A 24,898-nucleotide genomic window follows, 5' to 3' on the forward strand; every position below is an offset into this window, starting at 1 on the left:
AAGCTACTCTCTGTCACCTTTGTAACGTAAACCCATAGCATTGATAGCGACAATAACCGTTGATAGACTCATGAGCACGGCCGCCAATAAAGGATCCACCATAATACCCATGCTTGGATAAAGGATTCCAGCAGCTAAAGGAATGGCGATGATGTTGTAACCTGCCCCAAACCAGAGATTTTGCCTCATTTTGCGGATGGTTGTCTTGGCAATGCTCAACATATCCAAGACCGCTGATGGATTGGATTGAACCAAGACTACATCTGCAGAGTGGATGGCAACAGAAGTTCCTGCGCCAATGGCAAAGCCTAAATCTGCCGTCGCTAGAGCAGGCGAATCATTGACCCCATCTCCGATGAAAAGAACTGCCCCACGCGCCTGATAGTCCTTGACCAGCTTCGCCTTATCCTCTGGTTTAAGTTCAGCTCGGTAATCTTCTATGCCCAACTGACTGGCCACTTTTTGTGCAGTAGCTGGGTTATCTCCCGTCAACATCACAGGACTAATGCCCTGCGCTTTCAAGCCTTCTACAAAATCTTTAGCATCTTCTTTTATCTGGTCTCCCAAGGCTACAAATCCCAAGACTACACGATCAGCCACCAAAAAACTCAAAGTAAGGCCCAAATCAAGATAAGGTGCAATCACGTCCTGATCCACTGACAAACCTATTTCCTGCACACCTTTGTAGGAAATAATTTCATAAATCCTTCCATCCAAGACGCCTCGAATCCCACTACCAGGGATATTCTCAACCCGTTCTGCTTGATAGAAAAGTGGACCTGCCGCCTCCACAATCGAAAGGGCAATTGGGTGGGTTGAAAGAACTTCTAACGCTGCCATTTTGGCCAGCGTATCTGCTCCCTGAACCAAGTCTTGACTGTGGCGAACTTGAAATTTTCCGTCGGTCAAGGTTCCGGTCTTATCCATCAAGGCAAACCGAATCTGGTTAACCTGTTCAAGAGCTGTTCGGTTCTGAACCAAAAGACCATTTTTTGAAGAAATCGTGGTCAATCGCGCCACAACAAGGGGAATGGCTAGACCAAGGGCATGCGGACAGGCAATGACAAAAACAGAAACTGCCATCATCAAGGCAAAAGCAAGATTAGCCGTCATGGTCCAATAAATAAAGGCCAAAATCCCCACAATTAAAGCTGCATAGAAGAGCCAAGAGGCTACGCGGTCAGCCATATTTTCAAGCTTGGATTTCTGGTTTTGCGCTTGACGGACCATTTCGGTCACCTGCGCCAAAAAGCTGTCCCTACCAAGACTGGTCACTTCCATTTCAAAGGGCGTGTTTTGATTGAGCGAACCACCGAATACCCTATCTCCCGCCTCTTTTTTGACAGCTCGAGATTCCCCAGTAATCATGGATTCATCAATATGAGCAACACTCAAAATCTTACCGTCAGCCGGAATTTTTTCATTTTCCTTGACTAGGAGGAAATCCCCAATCTGTAAGTCCTCTACCGCAACATCTGTCCCATCCTTGAGATGGGCTTTTTTCGGAATGAGAGAGGCCAAGTCTTTCAGGGCATCCCCTGCTCCCATAACCGCCTTCATTTCAATAATGTGCCCAATCAGCATAATGACAATCAGCGTAGACAACTCAAACCAAAAGTTCATGCTTTCTTGTCCCAATAGTGCTAAAATTGTTGCATAAACGGAGTAAAGATAGGAAACAATAATCCCCATGGAAATCAAGGTCATCATTGCAGGTTTTTTAGCTCGTAATTCCCCTCTCGCTCCGTTAAAGAAAGGCGTACCTGAGTAGAAGAAGATAATAGAACCTAGTATCAGCTGGACAAGTTCAACACCCGGAAAACGTAAGAGAGTGAAACCTGCAATTGGAGAAATGGCCAGTAGGGGAATCATGACTGCCACTGCCACCTTGAGCTTTGTATTCATATCCCCCATGTGCATCATGTGCCCACCGTGTTCCATCATGTCATGGTCATGGTGATGATGGTAAGCATCATGAGAATAGTGACTGATGTCAGAGCCTCCTTCATGATGCTCGTGATGGTCAGAATGATTATTGGCGTGCCCCCCCTCTTCATGGGAATGCTCCTGCTGGTGGGAATCATGATGGATCTGACCAACTTCCTCAGAATGCATCGCATGCTGGTGTTCCTGCTTATTTTCTTTTGAATGGTTCATAAGATAACTCCTATTTCTGTCTACATTTGTAATCGATTTACAATTATAGTTTACACTTGTAGTCAAAAAATGTCAACCGATTAGATCAAAAAAACCTAGAATGGCATTAATCCATCTAGGTCATATTATGTGTTCACTTTTCTTTATTTCAAATTAAAGACCGTACTGGCCAGATAATCAGCCAGTCTCGGAAAAAGAGTATATAGCTTATGAGCAGCTGCTAGTGACCAAGGAAGGTTGATATCCCGCTTCTTCTTGTCCATAGCCGCCACAATCTTCTTGGCAACATAGTCTGGTTGCAGCAAGAAAGCCTTGACACTTTCTTGATAAGTACCGTCTGGATCTGCTTGGTCGAAAAAGCCAGTCGCAATAGGACCTGGATTAACCGTAGTAACTGTCACACCATACTGGGCTAATTCCAAGCGAATGGTATTTGAAAAACCCATAGCTGCAAACTTGGTCGCCGAATAAACGGATGACTTGCTTGAAGCAATCAAGCCTGACATGGAAATGATATTGATAATCTGCCCGCTCCGTCTTGCCTTCATTCGTTTACCTACTAAACGGCACATGGTCATCAGGGCAAAGGTATTGATATCAAACATGGCCTGCACCTGCTGGCTAGAGAAATTCTCAAAATCATCATAAATTGCATAGCCAGCGTTATTGACCAAGATATCCACCTGACTAAACTGGCTATCGACCTGCTCAAAAAATGCCGTCAGAGCTACTTCATCTCGGATGTCTACATCAAAGACAGCCTTTTTTTCATGGTAAGTATAGAGCTGCTCAATTTTCGCCACATCTCGCCCCAACAAAATCAAGAAATCATCTTTGAGCAAAGGTACCATCTCCTGCACCAAACCGCCAGAAGCACCTGTTATCAAAATGGTTCTCATAGTTCAATTTCCTCCAAGTCCTTGACCACATGAACTTCTTCAAAAATGGTCTTAGCATCGCGTCGTAGCTGACTAACATCCTTGGCCAAGAAACGCGGACTGATATGATTGAGCAAAAGTCGCTTGGCTCCCGCCTCACGCGCCACTTCTGCCGCCTCCATATTGGTTGAATGTCCATGCCGACGCGCCATCTTTTCATCGCCCTTACCATAGGTCGCCTCATGGACCAAGACATCCGCATTGACCGCAAGTCGCACACTGGTATGGCATTTGCGTGTGTCTCCCAAGATTGTCACAACCTTACCCGGACGTGGTGGCGATAGATAATCACTGGCAATGATTTCACGACCGTCCTCTAGGGTAACATTCTCGCCATTTTTGATTTTTCCAAAGAGGGGACCAAAGGGTACACCGGCCGCACGGAGAGCATCCGCATCCAGCGTTCCCTCCAAATCTTTTTGCATGACGCGGTAGCCGACACATGGCACCGTGTGATCCAGCTTGTCTGCGAATACCGTAAATTTGTCCGTCTCAAGAACCTTGCCAACTGTCTCTACGTCAAACTCATGAAAATGAATGCGGTAAGGCAAGCGGGAACCTGACACTTTCAGACTGGCCAAGACAAAGGAACGAATGCCCGTCGGACCATAAATTTCAATATCCGTCTGCTCCTCACTAGACTGGAAAGAACGGCTGGACAAGAACCCGGGCAAACCAAAAATATGATCGCCATGCAGGTGAGTAATGAAAATCTTAGCCACCTTGCGCGGACGAATGGTTGTTTCAAGGATTTGATTTTGCGTTCCTTCGCCACAATCAAAGAGCCAGACCTCATTGATTTCGTCCAAGAGTTTCAAGGCCAAGCTGGACACGTTTCTTGCCTTGGAGGGCTGACCCGCCCCCGTACCTAAAAATTGAATTTGCATTGTTTACTTTCTAATGTTTTATATATAAAATTGCAGAGCGACCCGACCAAGCAACATACCGTTGACCGTCATACTTTTCTGCCGCTTGCAGGACTTCTTCTTGATTGAGACCACTTATTTTGACAAATTGGTCACTAACAGCCACATCCGTCAGAAGAAATTCTGTCTCTTCTGCCACCAAGATAGTCTCATCAAAATCATTGCCTTTCATCCACACCTTGCCTGCTTGCTCAAAGACTACATAGTGAGGGAAAATTTGCGCAATCTCAAACAGCAAATTCTCTGCAACCTCAACGTCCTGCTCGGCAAAGACCTGCGCCAGTCCAGTCCCATCAACATAGGCAAAACCGAAAGCCTTGCCTGATAAATTCAAGCGGACAAAGGGCTTTTCTTCCGCAAAGCTAGGTTCTTTTGGAAAAAGGCTCAGCTGCTGAGATAAAGTCAGATAGTAGTCCGTCGCCTCTTCTGGTCCTTTTTTCTGGTAGATTTCCGCAAAATAGGCATTGATGACCGACGGCGGTGGCGTGATAAAATCCAATTTCTGCTGGTCGGTCAATCCTGCCAATTTTCCAGCCAGATAGACCTTGTCCAGACTGGTAAAGCCACCGTATTTGATTGCCAAATCAAGATAATCCGTCATAAAATTCTTCCAACTTCCATTTATTGCTGGAAGCGATATAGCCTGATACCACTTCCACATCCTCTTCGTAGGTCCGATGTTCAATCAGGGCAAGAGTTGCTAAATCATGCAATTTATAAGATTCAGCAAGTGGCACCCTGACCTCAAACCGTTCAAACATGGTCTTAATCTTAGCCAAGACCATCATCTGGATATGACCTTTGGCATTTTCATCCTTAGCGGACAGCATGACATGCGGAAACTGACTAGGGGTAAAGCTGTCATCGGTCTTGTCCAGCTTGTTATAGAGAGCTAGACGGGGAATGTCCAACATGTCCAAGTCCTTGAGAATGTCCAAGACCACCTGCTCCTGCTCGGCATGATTAGGGTCAGAGGCGTCGATGACATGGAGCAATAGGTCCACATTCATGGACTCTTCCAAGGTGGATTTGAAGGCAGAAATCAACTCGGTCGGCAGATCCTGAATGAAACCAACCGTATCGGTCAAGGTCACGTTGAACTTGTCCGCCAAGTTAATCTGCTTGGTCGTGGCATCAAGTGTGGCAAAAAGTTCATCTGCCTCATACTGTCGCTTATCCGTCATGGCATTCATAATGGTGGACTTGCCAGCATTGGTATAGCCAATCAAGCCGATTTTGAAAACACCTGATTGCAAGCGGCGTTCACGGACAGTCGCTCGGTTCTTCTCCACCGTTTTGAGTTGGCGTTCGATGTCGTGAATCTGGTTGCGAATGCTTCGACGGTTAAGCTCCAACTGGCTTTCACCTGGTCCACGAGAGCCGATTCCCCCTGCCTGACGGCTGAGCATAATCCCCTGACCCACCAAACGAGGCAACATATACTTGAGCTGGGCCAGGTGGACCTGCAGTTTTCCTTCGTGGCTCCGCGCCCGCATGGCAAAAATATCCAAGATCAACTGCATCCGGTCGATGACCTTAACCCCCAGAATCTCCTCCAAATTGACATTCTGACGGGGCGTCAGTCGGTTATTGACAATGACGGTATCAATCTCGTCAGCTTCGACCATCTGGGCAATTTCATCCAATTTCCCTGAGCCGACAAAGGTCTTGCTGTCGTATTTTTCACGTTTTTGAGTGTAGACCCCCTTGACCAGAGCGCCAGCTGTTTTAGCCAGACTTGCCAACTCTTCCATGGACATGTCAAAATTATCTGTCTGCTGTAATTCCACTCCAACCAGGAGGGCGCGTTCTTGTTCTTTTTGCGTTTCAATCATCTAAAAATTCCTCCACAGCGGTAAAAATGGCCTCTTTGACTGTCGACTGACCGATTTCATAGAAGGTTACGGGCATGCGGTTGCGGAACCAAGTCAACTGGCGCTTGGCAAAGCGGCGACTGTTCTGCTTAACCTTATCGATAGCCTCTTCCAGCGAAATCTCACCAGCCAGATAGGGGAAAAACTCCTTATAGCCGATGCCCATAGCCGCTTGAGCGGTCGGGTGGTTCTCATAGAGCCATCTCACTTCCTCCAGCAAACCCTGTTCCATCATCTTATCCACTCGCTGATTGATGCGGTCGTAAAGAACCTGTCTGTCATCTGTCAGGCAGATGTAAAGAGGCTCATATTCTGACTCTGTATTTTCTAAGTTTTTGCCAATTTTTTTCAACTCTAACCCACGAATCATTCTCCGTCGGCTGTTTCCCTCGACCGTCAAACCTGCCTGCTCTGCCATTGTTTCCAAATCCTCGTCAGACAAGCAGTCGAGTTCCGCCCGATAAGTAAGAACTTGCTCCTGGTCAACCTGCCCGCCCAGATGGTAGCCTTCTAACAGACTTTGGATGTAAAGTCCCGTACCACCAACGATAACAGGCAACTTGCCACGACTTTTAATGTCAGCAATCAGGGCCTTGGCTTCTGCTACAAATTCATAAGCCGAATAACCATCGGTCACATCCCGGACATCAATCAAATGATGAACTGCTGCCGCCTGCTCCTCTGGACTGGCCTTGGCTGTCCCAATATCCAGCTTGCGGTAGACCTGCTGGCTGTCTCCGCTGATAATTTCGCCCTTATAGCGCTTGGCCAGCTCAATTCCCAGCGCTGTTTTTCCCACCGCTGTCGGTCCTAAGACCACAATTACCTTAGTTTTCATCTTTTTCCTTGAAAATTTTTTGTTTTTTCGCTAAAATCTATTATAACACAAGTAAAGGAGAATTCACTATGGCTAAAGGTTTTGGCAAAGGTTTCTTGACAGGCGTTCTTTCTACCGTTGCTGTGGCAGCAGGTGCTATCTTCACCGTTCATAAAACAATTATCGAACCAGAAGAAAAGAAAGAAGCCTTCATTGAAGAAAATCGTAAAAAAGCAGCACGCCGTCGCGTGTCACGTTAAGGAAAAGTTGGATGAAACGTCCAGCTTTTTTCTTTTGGCAGCAACATAAAAACAGCCCAAAACGGACTGTTGACTTCAGCATTTTCCTACAAAATAATCTCTTCCTTCTCAATCAAGACAATGGTCCACATCATGACCAGGGTCACCACTGCTAGTGCCAAAATCAGCGGTAACCATGACCCAAATACTGGAAAACTATAGCCCAGGAGACCTGGACCAAAGGCAGCAATCAGATAGCCGCCCGTCTGCACCATACCGGATAATTGGGCAGTCGCCTGTGGGTTGCTGGTTTTCAGGGTAAAGCCCAGCATCATATAAGGGAACAATGCACCATTGGTAAAGCTCAAAATCAAATGAATGGCAGTCCAAATGGCAAGATTTACAGGCGCTAAGGCCATGAGAGCGAGACCTACTAGAGAAACAGCGGAGATGATTAACATTATCCACCTACGCCCATCCTTGGTCTGACGAGAAAGAATAGCCGGTGTCACCATAGACATGGGAATGCCCATGAGATTGTACATGCCGGACATGAAACCAGCCTCAGCCTTGCTAAAGCCAATGGACTGAGCAATGGTTGGGAGCCAGGTAATCTCTGTATAGAAGAGCACCGACTGGAGCCCACCGAAAATCAGAAAGGCAAGTGCAGCCTTATTTTTCCAAAGGGATTGAACAGATGACTTCTCCTGATTACTTTCAAAACGATGATTGTGGCGGACATTTGGCAGCCAAATCAAGAGGGCCAAAAAGATTACGGCCGTGACCAGATAGATAAAGGTCTGCCATGAAGTCGCCGTAGCCACAGGTACTGCCGCCATAGAGGCCGTAGTTCCAGCCACCCCCATCAGGGTCACATAAATAGTAGTATAAAGCCCGATTTTCTTAGGAAAATTGGCTGTCACAATACTTGGCAGCAGGACATTGATAAAGGCAATGGTCCCGCCCAGCAAAACGGTCCCTACAAACAAGCCCACTAGACCGCTGGCCCGCATTCCTGAGCCAATAGTCATGATGAAGAGCACCAGCGCCATCAACTTTTCCAAGCCTAGCTTGCCAGCCAAGCGCGGTGCCAAGGATGAGCAGAGGGCAAACATAATCAGCGGAATAGAGGTCAGAACCCCCAGCGAGCTGACTTGTACCCCCAAGCCAGCTGCAATGTCCGTCAAAATGGCAGGCAGGGCAGTAAAGGGAGCCCGCATAACCACACCCAGCATAATAATGCCAGCTACCATAAATAGCGATTGTTTTTTCATATCGTGATAGTTGTCCTTTCTCTAACGTTCGGATTTCAGCATTTATGATTATACCATACTTGACAAATGATAGAAAGTTATTCTGTTTTATTTCTGGTTATAGTTTTAAGCTATATCATTTCCCATTAAATAACTATTTTTCAAATGGGAAAATTTGCGTTAGAATACAAACATACCAAACGAAAGCGAGAAAATATAACATGACACAATCAAGATTCCTACTAGTTGGCTCCCTCCTCCGCCCTTCAGCCCTTGGAGAATACAAGCGCCAAATCGAAGCGCGTGATGACATCAAGTACCCATTTTACGATGCCTTCGACGGCTACAAGGAGACTGAAACTGAACTCATCGAGAAAATCGTTGCGGAACAAAAAGAAAATGGTCTCGACATCGTGACTGATGGCGAATTTGGTCGCTCTATGTGGCACCTGGACTTCCTCTGGGGCTTTGAGGGTATCGAGCGTTACATTGCTGATCACGGCTATCCATTTAAAGACCACGATGGCCAGCCTTATGAAACTCGAAAGGACATCGGTCTTCGCATTACCGCTCCACTTTCTTCTAAAAATCACCACTTCATCGATATTTACAAGCAAGTACAGGAATTGGCTGGGGACACGACAACCAAGCAGACTATCTATGGACCAGCTCATGCCTTCAATGAATTGATTATTTTCAACGGTCAGGTTGGACCAGATCAAGTCTACAAGACCCGTGAAGACTTGAAAGAAGGCCTCATTGCTGCCTACAAGGAATTCTTGGACCAGTATAAGGCTGCTGGTGGTCAGATTGTTCAATTTGACGACTGTCTCTGGGAACTCTTCGACCCATCAAATCCTGTGCCATTCTTTCCGCAAGATGACCCAGAAGCTTTGGCTGCTCTTGCAGATGAATTTATCGCTATCAACAATGCCGTGGCTGACTACGGTCATGAAATTGGCTTGACAGTCTGGACCCACAACTGCCGTGGTAACTATGAAAGCCGCTCTGCAGCTGGTGGTACTTACGAGGCTATAGCTGAGAAATTCTTGAAAAACCAGCGTTACAGCCGTTTCTTCCTGGAATGGGATGATGAGCGTGCCGGTGATTTGAAAGCTTTGGAAAGCTTGAAAGATTCGGATGTCGAAATTGTTCTGGGTCTGCTTTCAAGTAAGACTTCTGAACTCGACGATGAAGAGCGTGTTTACAAACTCCTCGAAGAGGCCAGCAAAATCATTCCAAAAGAACGCCTCTACCTGTCACATCAGTGCGGTTTTGCATCATGTGACTCTGGCAATGAGCTTGCTATCCCACAACAATGGGCGAAAATCAAACAAGGTCAAGACATTGCAGCCAAATTCTGGGCTGAATAAAGAAGTAAATCAAGGAGCCATCAGCATTGCTGGTGGTTTTCTCATGTTCAAAATCGCCTGACGCACAAAACGACCCTGAAACTCAAGCTACAGGGTTGTTTGTCTATCTAATAAAGTAATTGTGCCAAAATCAAAACCGCAATCAGGGCCAGCAGATGACCGATATTGACTACGATAAAGGAATGCTTCAAGCCCCGCTTCATGCTCAATTTGGCCAGGTTATGGAAGGTAATCATAACTCCCGATTGGGGAACAACTGTCAGCACCGCCGAGGCAATAACCGTCACCCTGTGCAAGACCTGGGGATCGATACCCGAATCAAGGTAGGCAGGTAAGAAATTGCTGGCAGCAATCCCTACCGCACCAGACGAAGAGCCAATGATACCACCAATTAGGGCAGTCGACACCGAAAGACTAATCAGGGGCGAACCAGAAATCTGTCCAATCCAGTCTTGGATAAGCAAGAAGCCTGAGGACATGGCCAAGACCGTTCCGAAAGCCACTGTGCTAGAAGTCGCAAATGCAGGTAGAACAGATGCCGTTGTCCCTTCATTTAAGAGAGTTTGCTGATTGACCAGATTCTTACGGAAGAGAAGACCTGACACCAGTATGGCCACCGTTAGCCCCACAACCAAGATATAAGGCGTTTTCTGAAAAATGTAAATAGTTGCAACCAAGCTCAACATGGGCAGGCTTGCCAAAACTAGATTAGGAAGATTTGCGTTATCTGTAGTCACAATTTCCTCATCACGCTCAGTATACCCCTCATTTCTCGCCATACTTTTCTTCAAGGCAAACCGCATATAGGTCAAACCAAAAACGACTAAAATTAAGCTTGAAACCAGGCTCAAGAGCGGTGCGGCGGTCAAAGTCGTCCCCAAAACCTTGGTTGGAACCGCATTATGAATGGACGGCGTCCCTGGCAAACTGGACATGGTCAGGGTGCTGACACCTAAAAAAACTGGAATTGGAAATAGTTCCCAATTGATATTCAGCTCCTTAAAGAGCGGTCTCGACAGGGGCAAGAGGGTGAAAATAACCACAAAAAGGCTGACACCCCCATAGGTCAGCAAGGAGGCAATCAGGACAATAGCCAGCAATACCTTATAAGGACTTTCCTTACCAACCACTCGCAAAATACTATTGGCAATGGTCTGGGTAGCACCACTTGCTTCCATATACTTGGCCAGTATGGAGCCAAGCATAAAAATCGCAAAGTTATTGATTAAAAAACCAGCCAGGCCAGTCATATAAGACTGTTCCTTGCCCAACATGGTCTCTAAAATGGGCATTTGATTGGTCAAAGCCACGATCAAGCTCGCCAAGGGGGCCGCAACCATCACGTTTAGATTCTTTGTGGTCCAATAAATAATGGCCACAATCGCCAAAAATACCCCTACTACTCCTAAAATTGTCATAGTTCTCCTTTAATGAAAAGAGGGATTGCTCCCTCTGAATTTTTACCTATACTGTCGAATGTCTTCTTTCCCTTGAACCTTTGCCAGCAGCTGGGCCACTGTCTGCCCTAGGATTGGATGGACATAATTAGCCGCAATATCAGCCAGAGGCTGTAGGACAAAGGCCCGCTCATGGGCATAGGGATGGGGCACCGTCAGCCGTTCGGACTGGATGATTTCCTGGTCCCAGAAAATAATATCCAGGTCAATGGTCCTCTGTCCCCATTTTTCAATACGAACACGGTCCAAGTCCAGTTCGATTTTTTGACAGATTTCCAAAAATGCCAGAGGCTCCAAATCCGTAAAGACCCGACAGGCTAGATTGAGAAAGTCAGCCTGGTCCGTCTTGCCCCAAGCTGGTGTCTCATAAAGAGCCGATACGGCTCCCAGCTGACAGGCAGGATGATTATCCAAACTCTCCAAGGCAGCCTGCAAATAGGCCTCACGGTCCCCCATATTGCCACCAATGCTCAGATAAGCTGTGTGTTTCATAGGCGTTTACGCTCCAACTCAATACCAACTGAATCATAGTGGCCAGCGATAGGCGGATTTTCCTTGTGGATGGCCAGCTTGATCTTCTCTACTTTGGGAAATTGGTCAAAAATCTCCTGACAAATCAGCCCTGCAACTTTTTCAATCAGAATATAGGGTTTACCTTCGACCACTTTTTTCATAGCCTCGAAAACAAGGCCATAATGAACTGTATCTTCCAAATTATCCGACAATGAGGCAGCGGTTAAATCCAGAAACAAATCGCAGTCCACCGTAAAAATTTGCCCCAGGGTCTGCTCTTCCTTGAAGGCGCCGTGGTAGCCGTAAAATTTGCATTGTTTGAGTGAAATCTTATCCATTCTTGCTCCCATTCACTAATTGGTCCCAGACAGTAACCAGATCTCGATTGGCTTGGACATTGTGGACTCGGACCATTTTACAGCCCTTGGAAATAGCCCAAGCAGACAGGGCTGCCGTTGCCTGATCCCGGTCAGCTGCCAAGGTATTGCCACCCAAAAGATGGTCAACCACCCGCTTACGGGAAATCCCAAAAAGAACTGGATAACCAAGCCCAGTGATCTTCTCCAAGCCTTGGAGAAGATCCAGATTGTGCTGGGCATTTTTGGCAAATCCAAACCCAGGATCCATCCAAATTTTGTCAGCCAAAATACCAGCTGCTAGGGCTGCCTGAGCCCGCTCCGCTAGAAAATCTCGCACTTCTTGCACAATATCCTCGTAGACTTCCTCTGTTTGATTGTGCATGAGGATAATGGGGACCTGATACTCCGCTGCCAGGGCCAGCATTTCTCCGTCATAGAGACCTGCCCAGACATCATTGAGAATGTCTGCACCAGCCTCCAGAGCCGCACGCGCTGTCCCAGTCTTATAGGTGTCGATAGAAACCAGGCAGTCAAAATGCTCCTTTATAGCACGAATAATCGGTACCACACGGGCTATTTCCTCCTCTTGGGAAACAAATTCCGCCCCCAGTCGGGTAGACTCGCCACCGACATCGATGACCTGGGCACCTGCTGCCAAAAGCTCTTCAGCCTGCGCTAGGGCAGCCTCTACTTCATTAAATTTTCCACCGTCAGAAAAAGAATCCGGCGTGACATTGAGAATGCCCATGATGGATACTTGCTGGTGTAAGTTGTCAATCGACATAGCTCCTCCTATCTGTGAATCATGGACAGCAATTCACGACGCAAAACAGCATCTTCCTTGTATTTTCCAAGAGCAACTGTGGTCACTGTCTTGCTGCCTGGCTTGCGAACACCACGCATACTCATACACATATGTTCCGCCTCCACCATAACGTAGACGCCTTCTGGCTCCAAGGCGTCCTGTAGGGCATGGGCTACCTGGTGAGTCAAGCGCTCCTGCAATTGTGGACGGCGACTAGCCACTTCCACCGCACGCGCCAATTTGCTGAGGCCTGTCACACGACCCTTGCTTGGTAGATAGGCCACATGCGCCACCCCATAAAAAGGCACCAAATGATGCTCACACATGGAGTGAAAGGGAATATCCTTGACCAAGACCACTTCCTCATGCCCCTCCGAAAAGACCGCCGTAAACTGATCCTTAGGGGCTTCATTGAGACCAGAAAACATCTCCTGGTACATCTTGGCCACACGCTTTGGCGTATCCAGTAGTCCCTCACGGTTAGGGTCCTCGCCCAATAATTCCAACAATTGGTAAATGGTTTGTTCAATTTTCTCTTGCTTTGACATAATACATCCCCTTGTTTAATGTTCTTATTATACCCTAAAAAGGCTCCTAGGAAAAGTCTTACTCCCCTTTGTGATATAATGAAACAAAGAATTGTAAGGAGAGCGCCACATGACCAAGAAACCCGTCCAGTTAGCGACGATTTGCTATATTGACAATGGCAAGGAATTTTTATTACTTCACCGCAACAAGAAAGAAAATGATGTGCATCGCGGCAAGTGGATTGGCGTCGGCGGAAAATTAGAAGCCGGTGAGACCCCTCAGGCCTGCGCAACCCGTGAAGTCTTGGAAGAGACAGGCCTTACGGCCACCAAGTTGGCTCTGAAAGGCATTATTACCTTTCCTGACTTCACCCCCAATATGGATTGGTACACCTATGTCTTCAAGATTACCGAGTTTGAAGGCAACCTAATCGACTGTAACGAAGGAGATTTGGAGTGGGTTCCCTATGACCAGGTCCTATCCAAGCCCACCTGGGAAGGCGATCGACATTTCCAAGAATGGCTCTTAGAAAACAAGCCCTTCTTCTCCGCCTGTTTCCGCTATGACGGAGATAACTTACTAGACTACTCAGTGGATTTTTATGAGTGATAAACAGCTTAAAACCTGCAAGTCAGCTGACCTGCAGGTTTTAAGTTATTCTGATACTGGTTGCTCTGCTTGAGATTGAGCCCGCTTGCCTTCATCAAGGAGGGCTGCAATAATCTTCTGGTCACGCAGTTTGACGGAATCGTTGATGGTCTCAGCTGAGTGGATAATAGCCGCCTCCAACTCACGGCGTTTCTGACGCCCTTCATCAATAGCGGCGATGATTCCGTTGTTCTGGGCTACCAGACTTTCAGCCAATTTTGTCACCGACTGAACAGCCAGGGTCGGATTTTGAGCTGTGCGTTCCATCATCGGAATGGCTTCCTTAGACGTATCTGCCAGCATCTGAAGAGCAGCATTATTGGCATTGACGATGGCATCAGCCGTCTGGCTGGACTTTATGGACTGTTGCAAAATACCTAACTGGGCGATGGATAACTTCATGGTCGGAATGGTATTGCGGCGGAGCATACCCAAACGCTGTTTCATATCGGACGATACCTTGACCAGATTCCGCATCTGCGGTGTCGTTGTCCAGGCCACATAGAGACGGCTCAGGTATTCAGAATGCTGCTGCTCCAAAATATTGGCCACTTCTGTGATCCGCGCCAGCTTTTCAGAGGCTACCTGATAGTCAACAGTGGTCGGAACCAGGCTAGCCAGTCTTTCCTGCTCTGCTCTTGCTCGCTGAGCAGCCTCTTGACCTGTCGCCTCGATAAAGGCAATGACACCGACCAGATTCTCGATAGACTTGGTATTGTTTTCAATCAAGAGCTCGGCAGAAACGATATTGCGCGAGAGAACTTCTTCCTGCTTGACCACGCTGGCTGCCATAGTGTCCATTTTCTTTTCGATGGTCTGGGAATCGAAGTAAAATTCCTGCAAGTCGTTCTTGGTCTGCTTGAAAAGACGCTGGAAGAAACCAGGTTTCTTCTCCAATTCAGCAGTGCTTGAAATGTCCTTATACTTGGCCACAAAGCCGTTAAGTTCACGGTTGGTATTGGCCAAAAGCTCATCCACCTGCGGAATTTCAATCTTCTTCTGCTCACTCAAGATGTGGTTAACTGTTGCATTGACCTCCTCAACCGCCTCCTTGCCAAAGTCCAGGAGGGCGTTCTGGTTAGATACAAAATTATCCACCAACTGCGGTGCCTTGGCCTTGATTCCGGCCTGCTGTTCAGGTGTCAATTGTGCAAGGAAGGATACTTTCTGACTGTCACCAATGGGCGTAGCCTGGATGATTTCCGTTGTCTTGTCCTTCTGGTTCAAGCCATTGCTGGCAATGGCATCTATATCAAAATTAAATCCTGACATCTTATTCCTCTACTTTCTTGTCACGTTTCATCATACGCAGGCTGACTTCAAAATCCTGCATATCGGCTTCGTTAAACTGGCGAATGGTATTATCCAAGTCACTATCAAAGGCCTCCATGGCAGATTTTGCCTGGGCCAAACGTTCTTCCGCATTGAAATAATCCTTGGGAGACTGCTTAATTTTCATATACCCCTGCAAAATATCCTGGAAACGCTGCATATTGGCCTCATGAATGGCCGTCAGCTCTTCCTTCTTATCCGTTGTCGCCTCTAATTTCTCTAAAATGACTAGATGATCCCGTTGGATATTGCAGTAGGTCTCAAGAATTTCCGGCGTCAGGTCCGCAATCCACTCCTGCTCCGTCAGCTCCTGCTTGGCTTGAACGAAAGGCTCTGCCTCCTTGACAGGCTCTGCTGACTTTTCAGGAAGTTTGAGCTGATACTTGAGCTGGAGGGTATCCACAACTTCCTTACTCTTATAGGTATCTAGGTACTTACCAACCTTTTGATAGACTTGGTCCAGCTCAAAGAGTTCTGCCAGCAAGCGTCCCCGCAATTGCAGAACCGCCTTGTCCTCCCCATTTTCAGCCAAGAGCTGCTGGTGCTTGGAAAATCCCGCACTAATGGACCATACCAGATTTTCCAACCGCCGGATAGATGAACGGTTGAGCATCCGATGAACCGCAGGACGATTCTTCACATAGAGATAAACCAGTCCCAGAGGCAAAATAATATACCAAAAATTTATCAAAATCCCCAAGACAATGAACAGGGCAAGGATAGAGCCCCAACCATCATCTTTTTTATAGCGTTTTTTACCCATACGTTTTCCTCATTTTTCCATTATATTATATCATATTCCTCCTCATCTATGAAAAATTTACCAAAGAAAAAAGCCGGGTTTCCCCAACTTTTTAGAAGGCCTTGGCCTGGGTTGCATGGATGCTGTCAATGGAAATGCCAGAGGTGGCAAACAGGTTCTCCAATTCCTCTACAGCGATGTGCCCTTCGATTTGAACCTCGATGACCACATTGCCTTTTTTAGTCTGTAATTGAACGGTGCTAATGATATTGTAGCCCTTGTCAGAAATAATCTTGATAATCTTCGCAAGCTCACCAGCCTTATTTTCAACTAGGAAACGAGCCCGCACGCCCTCTTCTCCATAGCCTGAAACGTGGAGGAAGGCAGCAAAAATATCGCGGTCTGTGATGACACCGTAGAGCTGACCATTGTCCACAACCGGCAGGATGCCGACCTTGTTTTTATACATGAGGTAGACCGCATCCTCTAAGCTGGCATAGCCTGAAACTGCGATGACGTCCTTAATCATGACATCCTTGACCTTGGTCTTGTTGAGCAGGTAGTTCATCTCGTAGATAGACAGGCTGGTCGCCTTTGACGGACTAGCCTCTGCGATGGTACCTTCTGTTACCAAACCGACCAATTTATCATTTTCAATGACCGGCAAGCGGTGCAAATCCTGCTCACGCATGATGTCTGCAGCATGGGCGATCGTTGTATCTGGTGAAATGTAAACAACCTTACGGGTCATAAAATCTTTAACGGACATGGAACTTCCTCCTCGATATTTTCTACTCCTATTATAGCAAAAAACGAAAACGATTTCAATATCTTATGAAAAGAAATGAAAATCAGTGATCAACGACCACTGATTTGTTAGAAACTAGATTCACAAGTAAGGTACTTTAAGTTTTTTAATGGAATACTGACTGTATTTCGAGAAAAAACGAACGAAACTTGCCTTAGCTCAGGTGCCGAATTGTGAATACAGGTTCTAAAATTATACACCCTTTACTGCGAAATAAATCCCGCTTGGGCAGGCAAAGTTAAAGTTAGGGAAAGGCTGTTCATTGACTGGGCTGCAGGTATCTGTCAAACCAGCGATGCGCTCCTGAAGGCCTGCAATATCGGATGTTTCAAACAAGACGCTCGGTACATTGTCCAACACCTCTGGCGATACTTGAGCGATAAATTCCTTGTCATAAACCGTAATCGTAGTCGTCGCATCCGCATGAGACTTCATATCAAAGGTCTCAAAGCCCATCATCTCCGCTTCATTTTCAATGACAAAACCTGCCGCTGACCAAAAACTTTTTTCTGCCGCCACATCATCCACATAGAGCATGAGGCCCAATTCTTTATTAAACATCTGTTATCCTCTTTCTAAAACGATACTGCTAATCATAGCAAGATATGGTTCAAATTGCAAGAATGAATTCCTAACCTTCTAGCGATTTGTCGGCTGCCTGGGCCAGTCTCGCTTCTTCCAACTCAGCCTGCTCACGCGCCTGCTTTTTCAGACTCTTAATCTCACTCTTCAAGCCCATATTTTTTGACATTCCAAGCAAATATTGGATGACCAAGCCAAGAAATACAGAGCCGAGAATGACCAAAATCAAGGGCAGACGGAAATAACCAAAGATATAATTGACCTTGACAACCTGTTGGTTAGCCAAAGACAAGACCACCGTCAGAACGATAATAACCAGTAAGCCGATTAGGGATAGTTTTTTCTTCATATAGCACCTCTTTCATCTGTCAGTCTATCATAAAACAGGAATCGTGACAAGGAAGGGGGATTGGGAATTGTATAGGAATATTTTCAGAAATTACTGCTTTATTTTTTTACATATAAACAGGCAGATGAATCAAATGAAACACCTGCCTATTCTCAATTTTTTTCATTTTCCAAAGAAACTATTCCCTGAAAAATAAGGAGGAACCTATGACAAAATATCAGTAAACAAATAGCTATGAGCACTTAATCATTCAGATAAATACTTTTTGATTCTCGTAGCTATTTCATCAACTGTAAATCCAAGTGATTGCAACAATGCATCAGCTGGCGCAGATTCTCCAAATTGATTGACTCCAATCGTCAATCCTTTGCTACCGACATATTTATCCCATCCCAAGGTTGAACCAAGTTCAATTGAAACACGTTTTGATACAGTTGGTGGTAATACAGTATCCTGATATTCTTTTGATTGTTTCTCAAATAACTCCCAACTTGGAAGTGAAACAACGTTAACATTATAGCCATCCAATTGTTTAGAGACTTCCAAGGCAGTTGCCACTTCAGAACCCGTTGCGACAATAACCAAATCAGGTACATCCGAAGTTTTCTCTAAAATATAGCCACCTTTTGCAGCCAACTCTTCATCAACTTGAGCGAGCACAGGTACATTATGTCTGCCTAAAGAAATGAGATACGGTGTCTCTTTAGATTCAAGTGCAAGTTTCCAAGCTACTTTTGTCTCATTTGCATCAGCTGGTCTATATACAACAAGATTAGGCATTGCTCTCAAACTTATCAAGTGTTCGATTGGCTGATGGGTTGGACCATCTTGTCCGACGTACATACTATCGTGTGTCATTATAAAAATACTTGGTACCTTCATTAACGCAGCATGACGAATTGCAGAACGCATATAGTCAGAAAATACTAAGAAAGTTCCGCAATATCCACGTAAACCATATAAGGTCAATCCATTTACAATTGATGCCATTGCAAATTCACGTACCCCGAAATGAATATTTGGACCACTGTGTGTTTCATGCGACATGTAAGGAAAATCGTTTATGGTTGTTTTATTTGAAGAAGCCAAATCAGCTGAGCCACCAACAAGTGCTGGATATTGTTTATAATAAGTATTTAACGATATTCCTGAAGCATCTCTAGTTGCCAGAGCTGTTCCCTTGAATACAACCGTACTTGTGTCAATTTTACTGTCACCAGAAATTATTTTTACTAAATCACTGTATTCTTGAGTATAATTTTCTTTATATTTATTTAATTTATTCTTCCATTCGATTTCAGCCTCTTGACCTAATAATTCTTTCTCCTTGAAATGGCTATAAACCTCCTCTGGCACCTCGAAATTCTCATATTCAAAGCCTATATTTTTCTTTATAATCGCTGCCTCTTTATCACCAACAGGGTTGCTATGGATTTTATGCGTTCCTTGTAACGATGACCCAAAACCAATTGTAGTATGAACTTTTATTAATGTAGGACGATCTACATCCGTTTTAGCAATGTCAATAGCATTATTAATCGAAACAATATCGTTACCATCTTCAACCACTAGCACCTGCCAGTTCATCGCTTTAAATTTCTCCACGATATTTTCTTGACTTGATAGTTCCAACGGACCATCGGAGGTAATCTGATTGGCATCATATAAGACTATTAATTTACCTAGTCCTAAATTACCAGCAATAGCTGCTGCCTCGAGAGCAACTCCTTCTTCCAAGTCCCCGTCGCCACAAATTGTGTAAGTATAGTGGTCTATGATATTAAAATTAGGTTTGTTAAATCTTTCAGCAAGATGTGCTTCCCCAATAGCGAGGCCTACTACCATCGAAAAACCTTGACCTAGGGGACCTGTGGTCGCCTCTACACCTTCTGTCACTCCAAATTCTGGATGTCCAGGTGTGATGCTCCCTAATTGCCTAAATTGTTTTAAATCATCAATTTTTACATTATAACCAGACAAATGCAACAAACTATACAAAAGTATGGAACCATGACCCGATGTCAAAACAAACCTATCTCGGTTAAGCCATTTAGGATTCTTAGGATTAAATATCATATGATCGTGAAACAAACTATACCCAACAGTCGCTGCCCCTAGAGGCATCCCCATATGACCATTTTTTGCGTTCTCAACACTATCAACAGCAAGTCCTCTGATAGTTGCAATAGATAACTCTTTTATATTCATACTAGCACCTCATTCAATTAAAATACGCTTTGTAAAAATTGACCAATATAATATACCAATAATCCAACGATGTTAAAATCTGTTTCGGGGAATGAGGTACCCGTCAATCCAATATTCTCCATTATTGGGTAAATAAGCGCTGGCCCTACAGCAATAAGAACGCCTACAACAAATGAACCAGCAATACAACCTTTCCATCCGCCTGTAGCATTACCAAATACACCCGCTGTAGCTCCTATAAAGAAGTATGGGACCGCTACAGGAATAATTATGATAGTACCTACCATACCCATTATAATCATTGTAAGTAGACCACCTGCATAAGATGCTAGGAAGCCAATAATCGTTGCAGTAGGAGCAAACGTAAATACAACTGGGCAATCAAGTGCCGGTTTGGCATTTGGAATTAGTTTTTCTGAAATCCCTACAAATGCCTGAACGATTTCACCTAAGAAGAGGCGGACACCTGTAATAATGGCATATAAGGCCGCTGAAAATTGAAGACCTTGAAACAATGGAAAGACTAACCAACTGACACCTCCTGAAATCGATTCTACTGCTTCCTTACCTGCGGCAATCGAAGCGATGTAAAAGAAGAATACCATTGTAATGGAGACACCTACAACATAATCCTTAAACATAGTTAACCATTGTGGGAGGTTAAGTTTTTCAGTACTCTCCTCAGGATTTCCAACTTTAGAACCAATCCAACCTGAGATTGCATAACCCACGGTAACATAGTGGCCCATTGCAATTTCATCATCTCCTGTAACTTTTCGCATATATGGTTGTGCGATAGCTGGAAATAGAGCTGCACAAACACCTAACATAAGCCCACCAAGAACAATTACAATGCCATCACTGAGACCAAGAGCTTTAAACATAATAGTTAAGAGCGCTGCTAGGTATAGGTTGTGTTGTCCTGTCAAGAATATATATTTTAAAGGTGTGAATTTTGCAACAAATAGATTAGCAATAAAACCTATCAGCATTACTAGAGAGACCGTTGATCCAAACTTTTGTTGAGCAAGCGCAGTGACAGCCTCAGCCAACGGAAGCACCCCTTTTAACCCAAAGCCCTGCGCAAACAATTCTTGAAAGCTATCCAATGCAACGACTGCCGCACCAGCACCGACACCAAAAACAAGAAAACCTACAATTGTTTTTAAAGTACCAGAAATAACTTTATCCATTGACTGTTTCTGCAATACTAAACCAGTCAAGGCTATTATCCCTACTAAAATAGGGGCTGATGCCAATAAATCAAAAACGATAATTCTTAAAAGTTCCATTTTCTTACTCCTTGAATTCTATATAATTATTTTAGAGGCTCAAATCTCGCGGAAGATAGAAATAATGAAAAAAGTTATTCTAATTTGGTTAACATAGCTCCTAATTTTTCTTGTATTTCTGTCTTATTCATCAGATTAACAATCCCTACAATATTTGGAAAATCATTTGCCAATTCGTCCGCAACATCAGACATAGTAATAAGAATGTCTCCCTTAAATCCTTTGACATCTGCTAAGGTCCCGTGAATAATTTCAATATCCCAATTATTTGCACGTACTACCTGATCAACTTTTATTTTTAACATCATACTAGAACCCATTCCTGTTCTACATGCAATTAATGCTGTTTTCATAATACCCTCCTTTGTTCATATTCTTTTATATAATCCACTATTTCTTCTGCTGTTCCAGCAGAATCCAATAGATGATAGAATTTGTCTTCTTCTAGTAATTCTACCAATTCCGACATTGCCTCTAAATGTGTATGACTATCTAATGCACTGAGTCCGAATACATATTTTACTGGGTCGTTTTCACGATTTCCAAAATTTACTGGTGATTGTAAAACTCCAACACTTATTGCTAATTCCTTTGCGCCCGCCTCAGGACGAGCATGTGGAAGAGCGACAGATTTTGTAATGACTACATACGGTCCCAAGTCTTTTACAGTTTGAATCATCTCATTAACATAGGATTCTGTAACTTTTCCGTAAGTTATTAAAGGCAATGCTGTTTGATAAACTGCACTTTCCCAATCACTGGCCTGAATTTGTAAAGTAACCAGATTAGGTGTAATCAATTGACTTAACAATGGCAACTCCTCCATTTCCTTATTCATTTCATCACTTTGAATTTGATACTTTATAAGACTTTGTTGAATATCTAGAAATTGATTTAAACTAACATGCGATCGCACAATGGACAAAATATCTTCGATATTGATACCGTCCCATGATTTTGGTTGAATAAGTTGACCAATATTTTTTTCTAAATCTTTCGAACGCTTATAAATCATATATGGATCTACTACGATATACGGCTTATCATATTTTTCAATTGTTTCATCTAAAACTGTTGAAACAATAAAATCAATTTTGGATAAATCATCTTCTTCTAATTGTCCTGGCAAGTAAAAATCAATTCCTTTAAATAACTTAGATAATTCTTTTTGAATAAAAGCCGAAGTCCCTACTCCATGCGGACAAATTATTAGGCACCTACGATATACAGAAGAGTTTTTTTGCAACTCTGTGAAACTAACTAACAGATGTATTGTTAAAAAAGCTAATTCATCTTTAGAAATTTGTTTAAAATAAGTACCCGATGATAAATTTGTAGAAAGAGCAACGATATTGTACAGACCAAAATAGTCATCCTGAATCATTTCCAAAAGTGGATTAACAATAGGGAATTTGAACATAACCCTATAATAAGATGATTGAAAATGATGATATAAAGTCATGTACAATGGACTATCCGTGGAAACTCTCACTCCTGAGACAGCTTCAAATGAGCGGAGAAAACTGGTCAAAAGTGGTACTATTACTTTCGATTCCTTATTCGATAAATCTGAAGTTGATGAAAGTCCCTTTACCCAATAATACACATAATTGATATTATTATATTGATAAATTCCATAACTACTACATAATTCTCTAGTAAATTTATACGAACTGCTACTTTGATCAATAACTCGATCGTCTAATAGAAAATTTTCAAATTTTAGCAATCTAGGCAATAATATCGAGAATCCTACTGTAAGCTCTCTCAATCTATCACCAAAAATCTGCAAATCATACTTTTCTAAAAGTTGCTGGATAAACCTCTCTATCTCACCATGATCCTCAGTAGAACGTTTTTTAAAGAAAAAACTAATTATATCCACTCCATTTGCGCTATGGACGTGGTGCAATATTTTTTCGATAACTAGATAGCGAATTTCTTGCTCATCGCCAACTATGTAATATCCTCTGTCACGATTATATCGAATAAAAATACTTCTTCTACTTAGTCTATCCTTTAGGATATTTAATTCACTCAGAGTAGTCGAACGACTACTTTCAATGATTTCCATAGCATCATCAAGTGGGTTATAATCTTTTCCTTGACACAAAAGAAACAACAGTAAATCTTGCCTATTTTGTCCAGTAATAATCATGGAATCTTGATGTAAATATGACTTAAAATATTTACGTCTTGCATCAAGAAAACCTAATGGAGTAGAAATGACATCATTTTCTATTTTCAATTTTTCCTCATCATCATTTGCGAATTCTGCATTAATTTTTTCAATAATATATGCAAATTGCCTCCGAGACAAAGAAAATTTTTCTATCAAATATGGAACTTGGTGTATTTCTTTTATCACAATATCATATAAAATTTTTATTGTTTTATCATCCAACATAAGCAACGCTACCTCTTGATATAAGTATATATCCTCATTATAATTTTTGCAACAAGTTTTTAGTTTGATATTTGTAAATAGGATACAATTTTTAAACTCTCAAAACTAAGAAGACACAAAATAAAAGCATTCAATAATTTCATAAGTTCCGCTGATTTCCCACCCTCAAAAATGGACTTTTCTTCATTTCTTTCCTATTTCATGATACAATAGAGCTATGAGAATCCAACAATTATATTATGTTATAAAAATAGCAGAGACAGGGAGTATGAACGAGGCTGCAAAACAGCTTTTCATTACCCAACCAAGCCTGTCCAATGCTATCCGCGACCTGGAAAAAGAGCTCAATATCAAGATTTTTTTCCGTAATCCCAAAGGCATTACCCTGACCAAGGACGGGATTGAGTTTCTATCCTATGCCCGCCAGATTGTCGAGCAGACCGAGCTGCTGGAAGACCGCTATAAAAATCCCAACGCCAAGCGCCAACTCTTCAGCGTATCCTCCCAGCACTACGCCTTTGTGGTCAATGCCTTTGTCTCCCTGCTCAAGGAGACTGAAATGGAAGACTACGAGCTCTTCCTGCGGGAAACCCGGACCTGGGAAATCATCGATGACGTCAATAATTTCCGCTCAGAAATCGGCGTCCTCTTCCTTAATAACTACAACCGTGAAGTCCTGCTCAAGTTGCTGGATGACCACAGGCTCTCCCATACGCATCTTTTCACTGCCAAGCCTCATGTTTTCGTCAGCAAGACCAATCCACTGGCACAAAAGAAAAGTATTAGCCTGGACGACCTAGCCGACTATCCCTACCTCAGCTATGAACAAGGGATTCACAATTCCTTCTACTTTGCCGAGGAAATTCTCTCCCAAGTCCACCACAAGAAATCCATCGTCGTATCCGATAGGGCCACCCTCTTCAATCTCCTGATTGGGCTAAACGGCTATACGGTTGCGACTGGTATCTTGAACTCCAACCTAAACGGGGACAATATCGTCTCCATCCCGCTGGATTATGACGATGAAATCGAACTCATCTACATCAAACATGAGAAAGCTGTCCTATCCGACATGGGGGAAAAATTCATTGCCTATCTCCTGGATGAAGTAAAATTCGATAAAAAATAATGACATATTTAAGTAGATTTCTTCTATCAATATATGTTATAATGCTATCATGAAAGCAGTTGAAAGTGATGTTGGAAATATTTCAACAAAATCACGGGAACCGCTTTCATTTTTTTGTTCTTTATGCTATAATACTTCTATAATAAATTTTAAGGAGTGATG

The 24,898-nt window shown here is 43.7% G+C and carries 25 protein-coding genes; 4 read left to right on the forward strand and 21 right to left on the reverse strand.

Annotated elements, in window-relative coordinates; genetic code table 11:
• Positions 1 to 3: 3 nt before the first annotated feature.
• The 6 genes from ACHBHN_RS04835 to miaA all read right to left on the reverse strand — a co-directional run bounded on the left by ACHBHN_RS04835 (position 4) and on the right by miaA (position 6,733).
• Positions 4 to 2,157 (reverse strand): copper-translocating P-type ATPase, encoded by a 2,154-nt coding sequence (locus ACHBHN_RS04835; protein ID WP_394733713.1) that lies wholly within the window; start codon positions 2,155 to 2,157, stop codon positions 4 to 6.
• Positions 2,158 to 2,300: 143 nt separating this feature from the next.
• The gene (locus ACHBHN_RS04840) at positions 2,301 to 3,056 is read right to left on the reverse strand and encodes an SDR family NAD(P)-dependent oxidoreductase (protein ID WP_394733714.1); all 756 of its coding nucleotides are present in this window, start codon (positions 3,054 to 3,056) and stop codon (positions 2,301 to 2,303) included.
• Positions 3,053 to 3,982, reverse strand: coding sequence for a ribonuclease Z (gene rnz, locus ACHBHN_RS04845; protein WP_105138109.1), 930 nt, complete (start codon positions 3,980 to 3,982; stop codon positions 3,053 to 3,055). Before rnz ends, ACHBHN_RS04840 begins: the two co-directional genes overlap by 4 nt.
• Positions 3,983 to 3,992: 10 nt before the next feature.
• Complete coding sequence (locus ACHBHN_RS04850) at positions 3,993 to 4,622, reverse strand: cystathionine beta-lyase (protein WP_394733715.1); 630 nt, start codon at positions 4,620 to 4,622, stop codon at positions 3,993 to 3,995.
• Complete coding sequence (gene hflX / locus ACHBHN_RS04855) at positions 4,606 to 5,856, reverse strand: GTPase HflX (protein ID WP_394733716.1); 1,251 nt, start codon at positions 5,854 to 5,856, stop codon at positions 4,606 to 4,608. The genes ACHBHN_RS04850 and hflX overlap by 17 nt, the downstream gene beginning before the upstream one ends.
• The gene (gene miaA, locus ACHBHN_RS04860) at positions 5,849 to 6,733 is read right to left on the reverse strand and encodes a tRNA (adenosine(37)-N6)-dimethylallyltransferase MiaA (RefSeq protein ID WP_394733717.1); all 885 of its coding nucleotides are present in this window, start codon (positions 6,731 to 6,733) and stop codon (positions 5,849 to 5,851) included. Before miaA ends, hflX begins: the two co-directional genes overlap by 8 nt.
• 68 nt (positions 6,734 to 6,801) lie before the next feature.
• Between miaA and ACHBHN_RS04865 the strand changes: the two genes are divergently transcribed.
• Positions 6,802 to 6,972: a DUF3042 family protein gene (locus ACHBHN_RS04865; protein WP_105122767.1), complete on the forward strand. Its 171-nt coding sequence runs from the start codon at positions 6,802 to 6,804 to the stop codon at positions 6,970 to 6,972.
• Positions 6,973 to 7,058: 86 nt separating this feature from the next.
• Here ACHBHN_RS04865 and ACHBHN_RS04870 read toward each other — a convergent pair whose 3' ends face one another.
• Positions 7,059 to 8,225 carry an MFS transporter gene (locus tag ACHBHN_RS04870; RefSeq protein ID WP_394733718.1) on the reverse strand — a complete coding sequence of 389 codons (1,167 nt, stop codon included), beginning with the start codon at positions 8,223 to 8,225 and terminating at the stop codon, positions 7,059 to 7,061.
• Between the two features lie 200 nt (positions 8,226 to 8,425).
• Between ACHBHN_RS04870 and ACHBHN_RS04875 the strand changes: the two genes are divergently transcribed.
• The gene (locus ACHBHN_RS04875) at positions 8,426 to 9,577 is read left to right on the forward strand and encodes a cobalamin-independent methionine synthase II family protein (RefSeq protein WP_105122765.1); all 1,152 of its coding nucleotides are present in this window, start codon (positions 8,426 to 8,428) and stop codon (positions 9,575 to 9,577) included.
• A 107-nt stretch (positions 9,578 to 9,684) separates the two neighbouring features.
• Here ACHBHN_RS04875 and ACHBHN_RS04880 read toward each other — a convergent pair whose 3' ends face one another.
• The 5 genes from ACHBHN_RS04880 to folE are packed head-to-tail and all read right to left on the reverse strand — an operon-like array spanning position 9,685 to position 13,259.
• On the reverse strand, positions 9,685 to 10,995 hold the full coding sequence (locus ACHBHN_RS04880; RefSeq protein ID WP_394733719.1) for a GntP family permease: 1,311 nt from the start codon (positions 10,993 to 10,995) through the stop codon (positions 9,685 to 9,687).
• Positions 10,996 to 11,037: 42 nt separating this feature from the next.
• Positions 11,038 to 11,526 carry a 2-amino-4-hydroxy-6-hydroxymethyldihydropteridine diphosphokinase gene (gene folK, locus ACHBHN_RS04885; RefSeq protein ID WP_394733720.1) on the reverse strand — a complete coding sequence of 163 codons (489 nt, stop codon included), beginning with the start codon at positions 11,524 to 11,526 and terminating at the stop codon, positions 11,038 to 11,040.
• Positions 11,523 to 11,885, reverse strand: a complete 363-nt coding sequence (folB, locus tag ACHBHN_RS04890) for a dihydroneopterin aldolase (RefSeq protein WP_125265645.1) — start codon at positions 11,883 to 11,885, stop codon at positions 11,523 to 11,525. Before folB ends, folK begins: the two co-directional genes overlap by 4 nt.
• Positions 11,878 to 12,690 (reverse strand): dihydropteroate synthase, encoded by an 813-nt coding sequence (gene folP, locus ACHBHN_RS04895; protein ID WP_394733721.1) that lies wholly within the window; start codon positions 12,688 to 12,690, stop codon positions 11,878 to 11,880. Before folP ends, folB begins: the two co-directional genes overlap by 8 nt.
• A gap of 8 nt (positions 12,691 to 12,698) precedes the next feature.
• Positions 12,699 to 13,259 (reverse strand): GTP cyclohydrolase I FolE, encoded by a 561-nt coding sequence (gene folE, locus ACHBHN_RS04900; protein ID WP_394733722.1) that lies wholly within the window; start codon positions 13,257 to 13,259, stop codon positions 12,699 to 12,701.
• Between the two features lie 109 nt (positions 13,260 to 13,368).
• Between folE and ACHBHN_RS04905 the strand changes: the two genes are divergently transcribed.
• Entirely contained in the window at positions 13,369 to 13,848 is a 480-nt protein-coding gene (locus ACHBHN_RS04905; RefSeq protein ID WP_257117854.1) for an 8-oxo-dGTP diphosphatase, read from the forward strand.
• 45 nt (positions 13,849 to 13,893) lie between these two features.
• Here ACHBHN_RS04905 and ACHBHN_RS04910 read toward each other — a convergent pair whose 3' ends face one another.
• From ACHBHN_RS04910 to ACHBHN_RS04950, 9 genes are all read right to left on the reverse strand, one after another.
• Positions 13,894 to 15,159, reverse strand: coding sequence for a toxic anion resistance protein (locus ACHBHN_RS04910; RefSeq protein WP_394733723.1), 1,266 nt, complete (start codon positions 15,157 to 15,159; stop codon positions 13,894 to 13,896).
• A gap of 1 nt (position 15,160) precedes the next feature.
• On the reverse strand, positions 15,161 to 15,982 hold the full coding sequence (locus ACHBHN_RS04915) for a hypothetical protein (RefSeq protein ID WP_394733724.1): 822 nt from the start codon (positions 15,980 to 15,982) through the stop codon (positions 15,161 to 15,163).
• 91 nt (positions 15,983 to 16,073) lie between these two features.
• On the reverse strand, positions 16,074 to 16,730 hold the full coding sequence (locus ACHBHN_RS04920; protein WP_105122757.1) for a CBS domain-containing protein: 657 nt from the start codon (positions 16,728 to 16,730) through the stop codon (positions 16,074 to 16,076).
• A 231-nt stretch (positions 16,731 to 16,961) separates the two neighbouring features.
• Positions 16,962 to 17,330 (reverse strand): glyoxalase, encoded by a 369-nt coding sequence (locus tag ACHBHN_RS04925; RefSeq protein ID WP_105110482.1) that lies wholly within the window; start codon positions 17,328 to 17,330, stop codon positions 16,962 to 16,964.
• 70 nt (positions 17,331 to 17,400) lie between these two features.
• A complete protein-coding gene (locus ACHBHN_RS04930; protein ID WP_172063600.1) occupies positions 17,401 to 17,700 on the reverse strand; it encodes a lipopolysaccharide assembly LapA domain-containing protein in 300 nt (99 codons plus the stop codon).
• Between the two features lie 246 nt (positions 17,701 to 17,946).
• The gene (gene tkt / locus ACHBHN_RS04935; RefSeq protein WP_394733725.1) at positions 17,947 to 19,908 is read right to left on the reverse strand and encodes a transketolase; all 1,962 of its coding nucleotides are present in this window, start codon (positions 19,906 to 19,908) and stop codon (positions 17,947 to 17,949) included.
• Positions 19,909 to 19,925: 17 nt separating this feature from the next.
• On the reverse strand, positions 19,926 to 21,200 hold the full coding sequence (locus ACHBHN_RS04940) for a PTS ascorbate transporter subunit IIC (RefSeq protein ID WP_394733726.1): 1,275 nt from the start codon (positions 21,198 to 21,200) through the stop codon (positions 19,926 to 19,928).
• A 74-nt stretch (positions 21,201 to 21,274) separates the two neighbouring features.
• Positions 21,275 to 21,553, reverse strand: coding sequence for a PTS sugar transporter subunit IIB (locus ACHBHN_RS04945; protein ID WP_394733727.1), 279 nt, complete (start codon positions 21,551 to 21,553; stop codon positions 21,275 to 21,277).
• Positions 21,550 to 23,607 carry a BglG family transcription antiterminator gene (locus ACHBHN_RS04950; protein ID WP_394733728.1) on the reverse strand — a complete coding sequence of 686 codons (2,058 nt, stop codon included), beginning with the start codon at positions 23,605 to 23,607 and terminating at the stop codon, positions 21,550 to 21,552. The genes ACHBHN_RS04945 and ACHBHN_RS04950 overlap by 4 nt, the downstream gene beginning before the upstream one ends.
• Before the next feature lie 217 nt (positions 23,608 to 23,824).
• On the opposite strand from ACHBHN_RS04950, the gene ACHBHN_RS04955 reads away from it, so the two are divergent.
• Positions 23,825 to 24,736, forward strand: a complete 912-nt coding sequence (locus ACHBHN_RS04955; protein ID WP_105110484.1) for a LysR family transcriptional regulator — start codon at positions 23,825 to 23,827, stop codon at positions 24,734 to 24,736.
• Positions 24,737 to 24,898: the final 162 nt, after the last annotated feature.

Source organism: Streptococcus sp. A22 (assembly GCF_043674215.1).
Taxonomy (GTDB): domain Bacteria; phylum Bacillota; class Bacilli; order Lactobacillales; family Streptococcaceae; genus Streptococcus; species Streptococcus suis_V.

Excerpts from the sequence above, each read along its gene's own strand:
- ACHBHN_RS04835 (WP_394733713.1), bottom strand. The coding sequence starts at position 2,157 with ATGAACCATTCAAAAGAAAATAAGCAGGAACACCAGCATGCGATGCAT.
- ACHBHN_RS04840 (WP_394733714.1), bottom strand. The coding sequence starts at position 3,056 with ATGAGAACCATTTTGATAACAGGTGCTTCTGGCGGTTTGGTGCAGGAG.
- rnz (WP_105138109.1), bottom strand. The coding sequence starts at position 3,982 with ATGCAAATTCAATTTTTAGGTACGGGGGCGGGTCAGCCCTCCAAGGCA.
- ACHBHN_RS04850 (WP_394733715.1), bottom strand. The coding sequence starts at position 4,622 with ATGACGGATTATCTTGATTTGGCAATCAAATACGGTGGCTTTACCAGT.
- hflX (WP_394733716.1), bottom strand. The coding sequence starts at position 5,856 with ATGATTGAAACGCAAAAAGAACAAGAACGCGCCCTCCTGGTTGGAGTG.
- miaA (WP_394733717.1), bottom strand. The coding sequence starts at position 6,733 with ATGAAAACTAAGGTAATTGTGGTCTTAGGACCGACAGCGGTGGGAAAA.
- ACHBHN_RS04865 (WP_105122767.1), top strand. The coding sequence starts at position 6,802 with ATGGCTAAAGGTTTTGGCAAAGGTTTCTTGACAGGCGTTCTTTCTACC.
- ACHBHN_RS04870 (WP_394733718.1), bottom strand. The coding sequence starts at position 8,225 with ATGAAAAAACAATCGCTATTTATGGTAGCTGGCATTATTATGCTGGGT.
- ACHBHN_RS04875 (WP_105122765.1), top strand. The coding sequence starts at position 8,426 with ATGACACAATCAAGATTCCTACTAGTTGGCTCCCTCCTCCGCCCTTCA.
- ACHBHN_RS04880 (WP_394733719.1), bottom strand. The coding sequence starts at position 10,995 with ATGACAATTTTAGGAGTAGTAGGGGTATTTTTGGCGATTGTGGCCATT.
- folK (WP_394733720.1), bottom strand. The coding sequence starts at position 11,526 with ATGAAACACACAGCTTATCTGAGCATTGGTGGCAATATGGGGGACCGT.
- folB (WP_125265645.1), bottom strand. The coding sequence starts at position 11,885 with ATGGATAAGATTTCACTCAAACAATGCAAATTTTACGGCTACCACGGC.
- folP (WP_394733721.1), bottom strand. The coding sequence starts at position 12,690 with ATGTCGATTGACAACTTACACCAGCAAGTATCCATCATGGGCATTCTC.
- folE (WP_394733722.1), bottom strand. The coding sequence starts at position 13,259 with ATGTCAAAGCAAGAGAAAATTGAACAAACCATTTACCAATTGTTGGAA.
- ACHBHN_RS04905 (WP_257117854.1), top strand. The coding sequence starts at position 13,369 with ATGACCAAGAAACCCGTCCAGTTAGCGACGATTTGCTATATTGACAAT.
- ACHBHN_RS04910 (WP_394733723.1), bottom strand. The coding sequence starts at position 15,159 with ATGTCAGGATTTAATTTTGATATAGATGCCATTGCCAGCAATGGCTTG.
- ACHBHN_RS04915 (WP_394733724.1), bottom strand. The coding sequence starts at position 15,982 with ATGGGTAAAAAACGCTATAAAAAAGATGATGGTTGGGGCTCTATCCTT.
- ACHBHN_RS04920 (WP_105122757.1), bottom strand. The coding sequence starts at position 16,730 with ATGTCCGTTAAAGATTTTATGACCCGTAAGGTTGTTTACATTTCACCA.
- ACHBHN_RS04925 (WP_105110482.1), bottom strand. The coding sequence starts at position 17,330 with ATGTTTAATAAAGAATTGGGCCTCATGCTCTATGTGGATGATGTGGCG.
- ACHBHN_RS04930 (WP_172063600.1), bottom strand. The coding sequence starts at position 17,700 with ATGAAGAAAAAACTATCCCTAATCGGCTTACTGGTTATTATCGTTCTG.
- tkt (WP_394733725.1), bottom strand. The coding sequence starts at position 19,908 with ATGAATATAAAAGAGTTATCTATTGCAACTATCAGAGGACTTGCTGTT.
- ACHBHN_RS04940 (WP_394733726.1), bottom strand. The coding sequence starts at position 21,200 with ATGGAACTTTTAAGAATTATCGTTTTTGATTTATTGGCATCAGCCCCT.
- ACHBHN_RS04945 (WP_394733727.1), bottom strand. The coding sequence starts at position 21,553 with ATGAAAACAGCATTAATTGCATGTAGAACAGGAATGGGTTCTAGTATG.
- ACHBHN_RS04950 (WP_394733728.1), bottom strand. The coding sequence starts at position 23,607 with ATGTTGGATGATAAAACAATAAAAATTTTATATGATATTGTGATAAAA.
- ACHBHN_RS04955 (WP_105110484.1), top strand. The coding sequence starts at position 23,825 with ATGAGAATCCAACAATTATATTATGTTATAAAAATAGCAGAGACAGGG.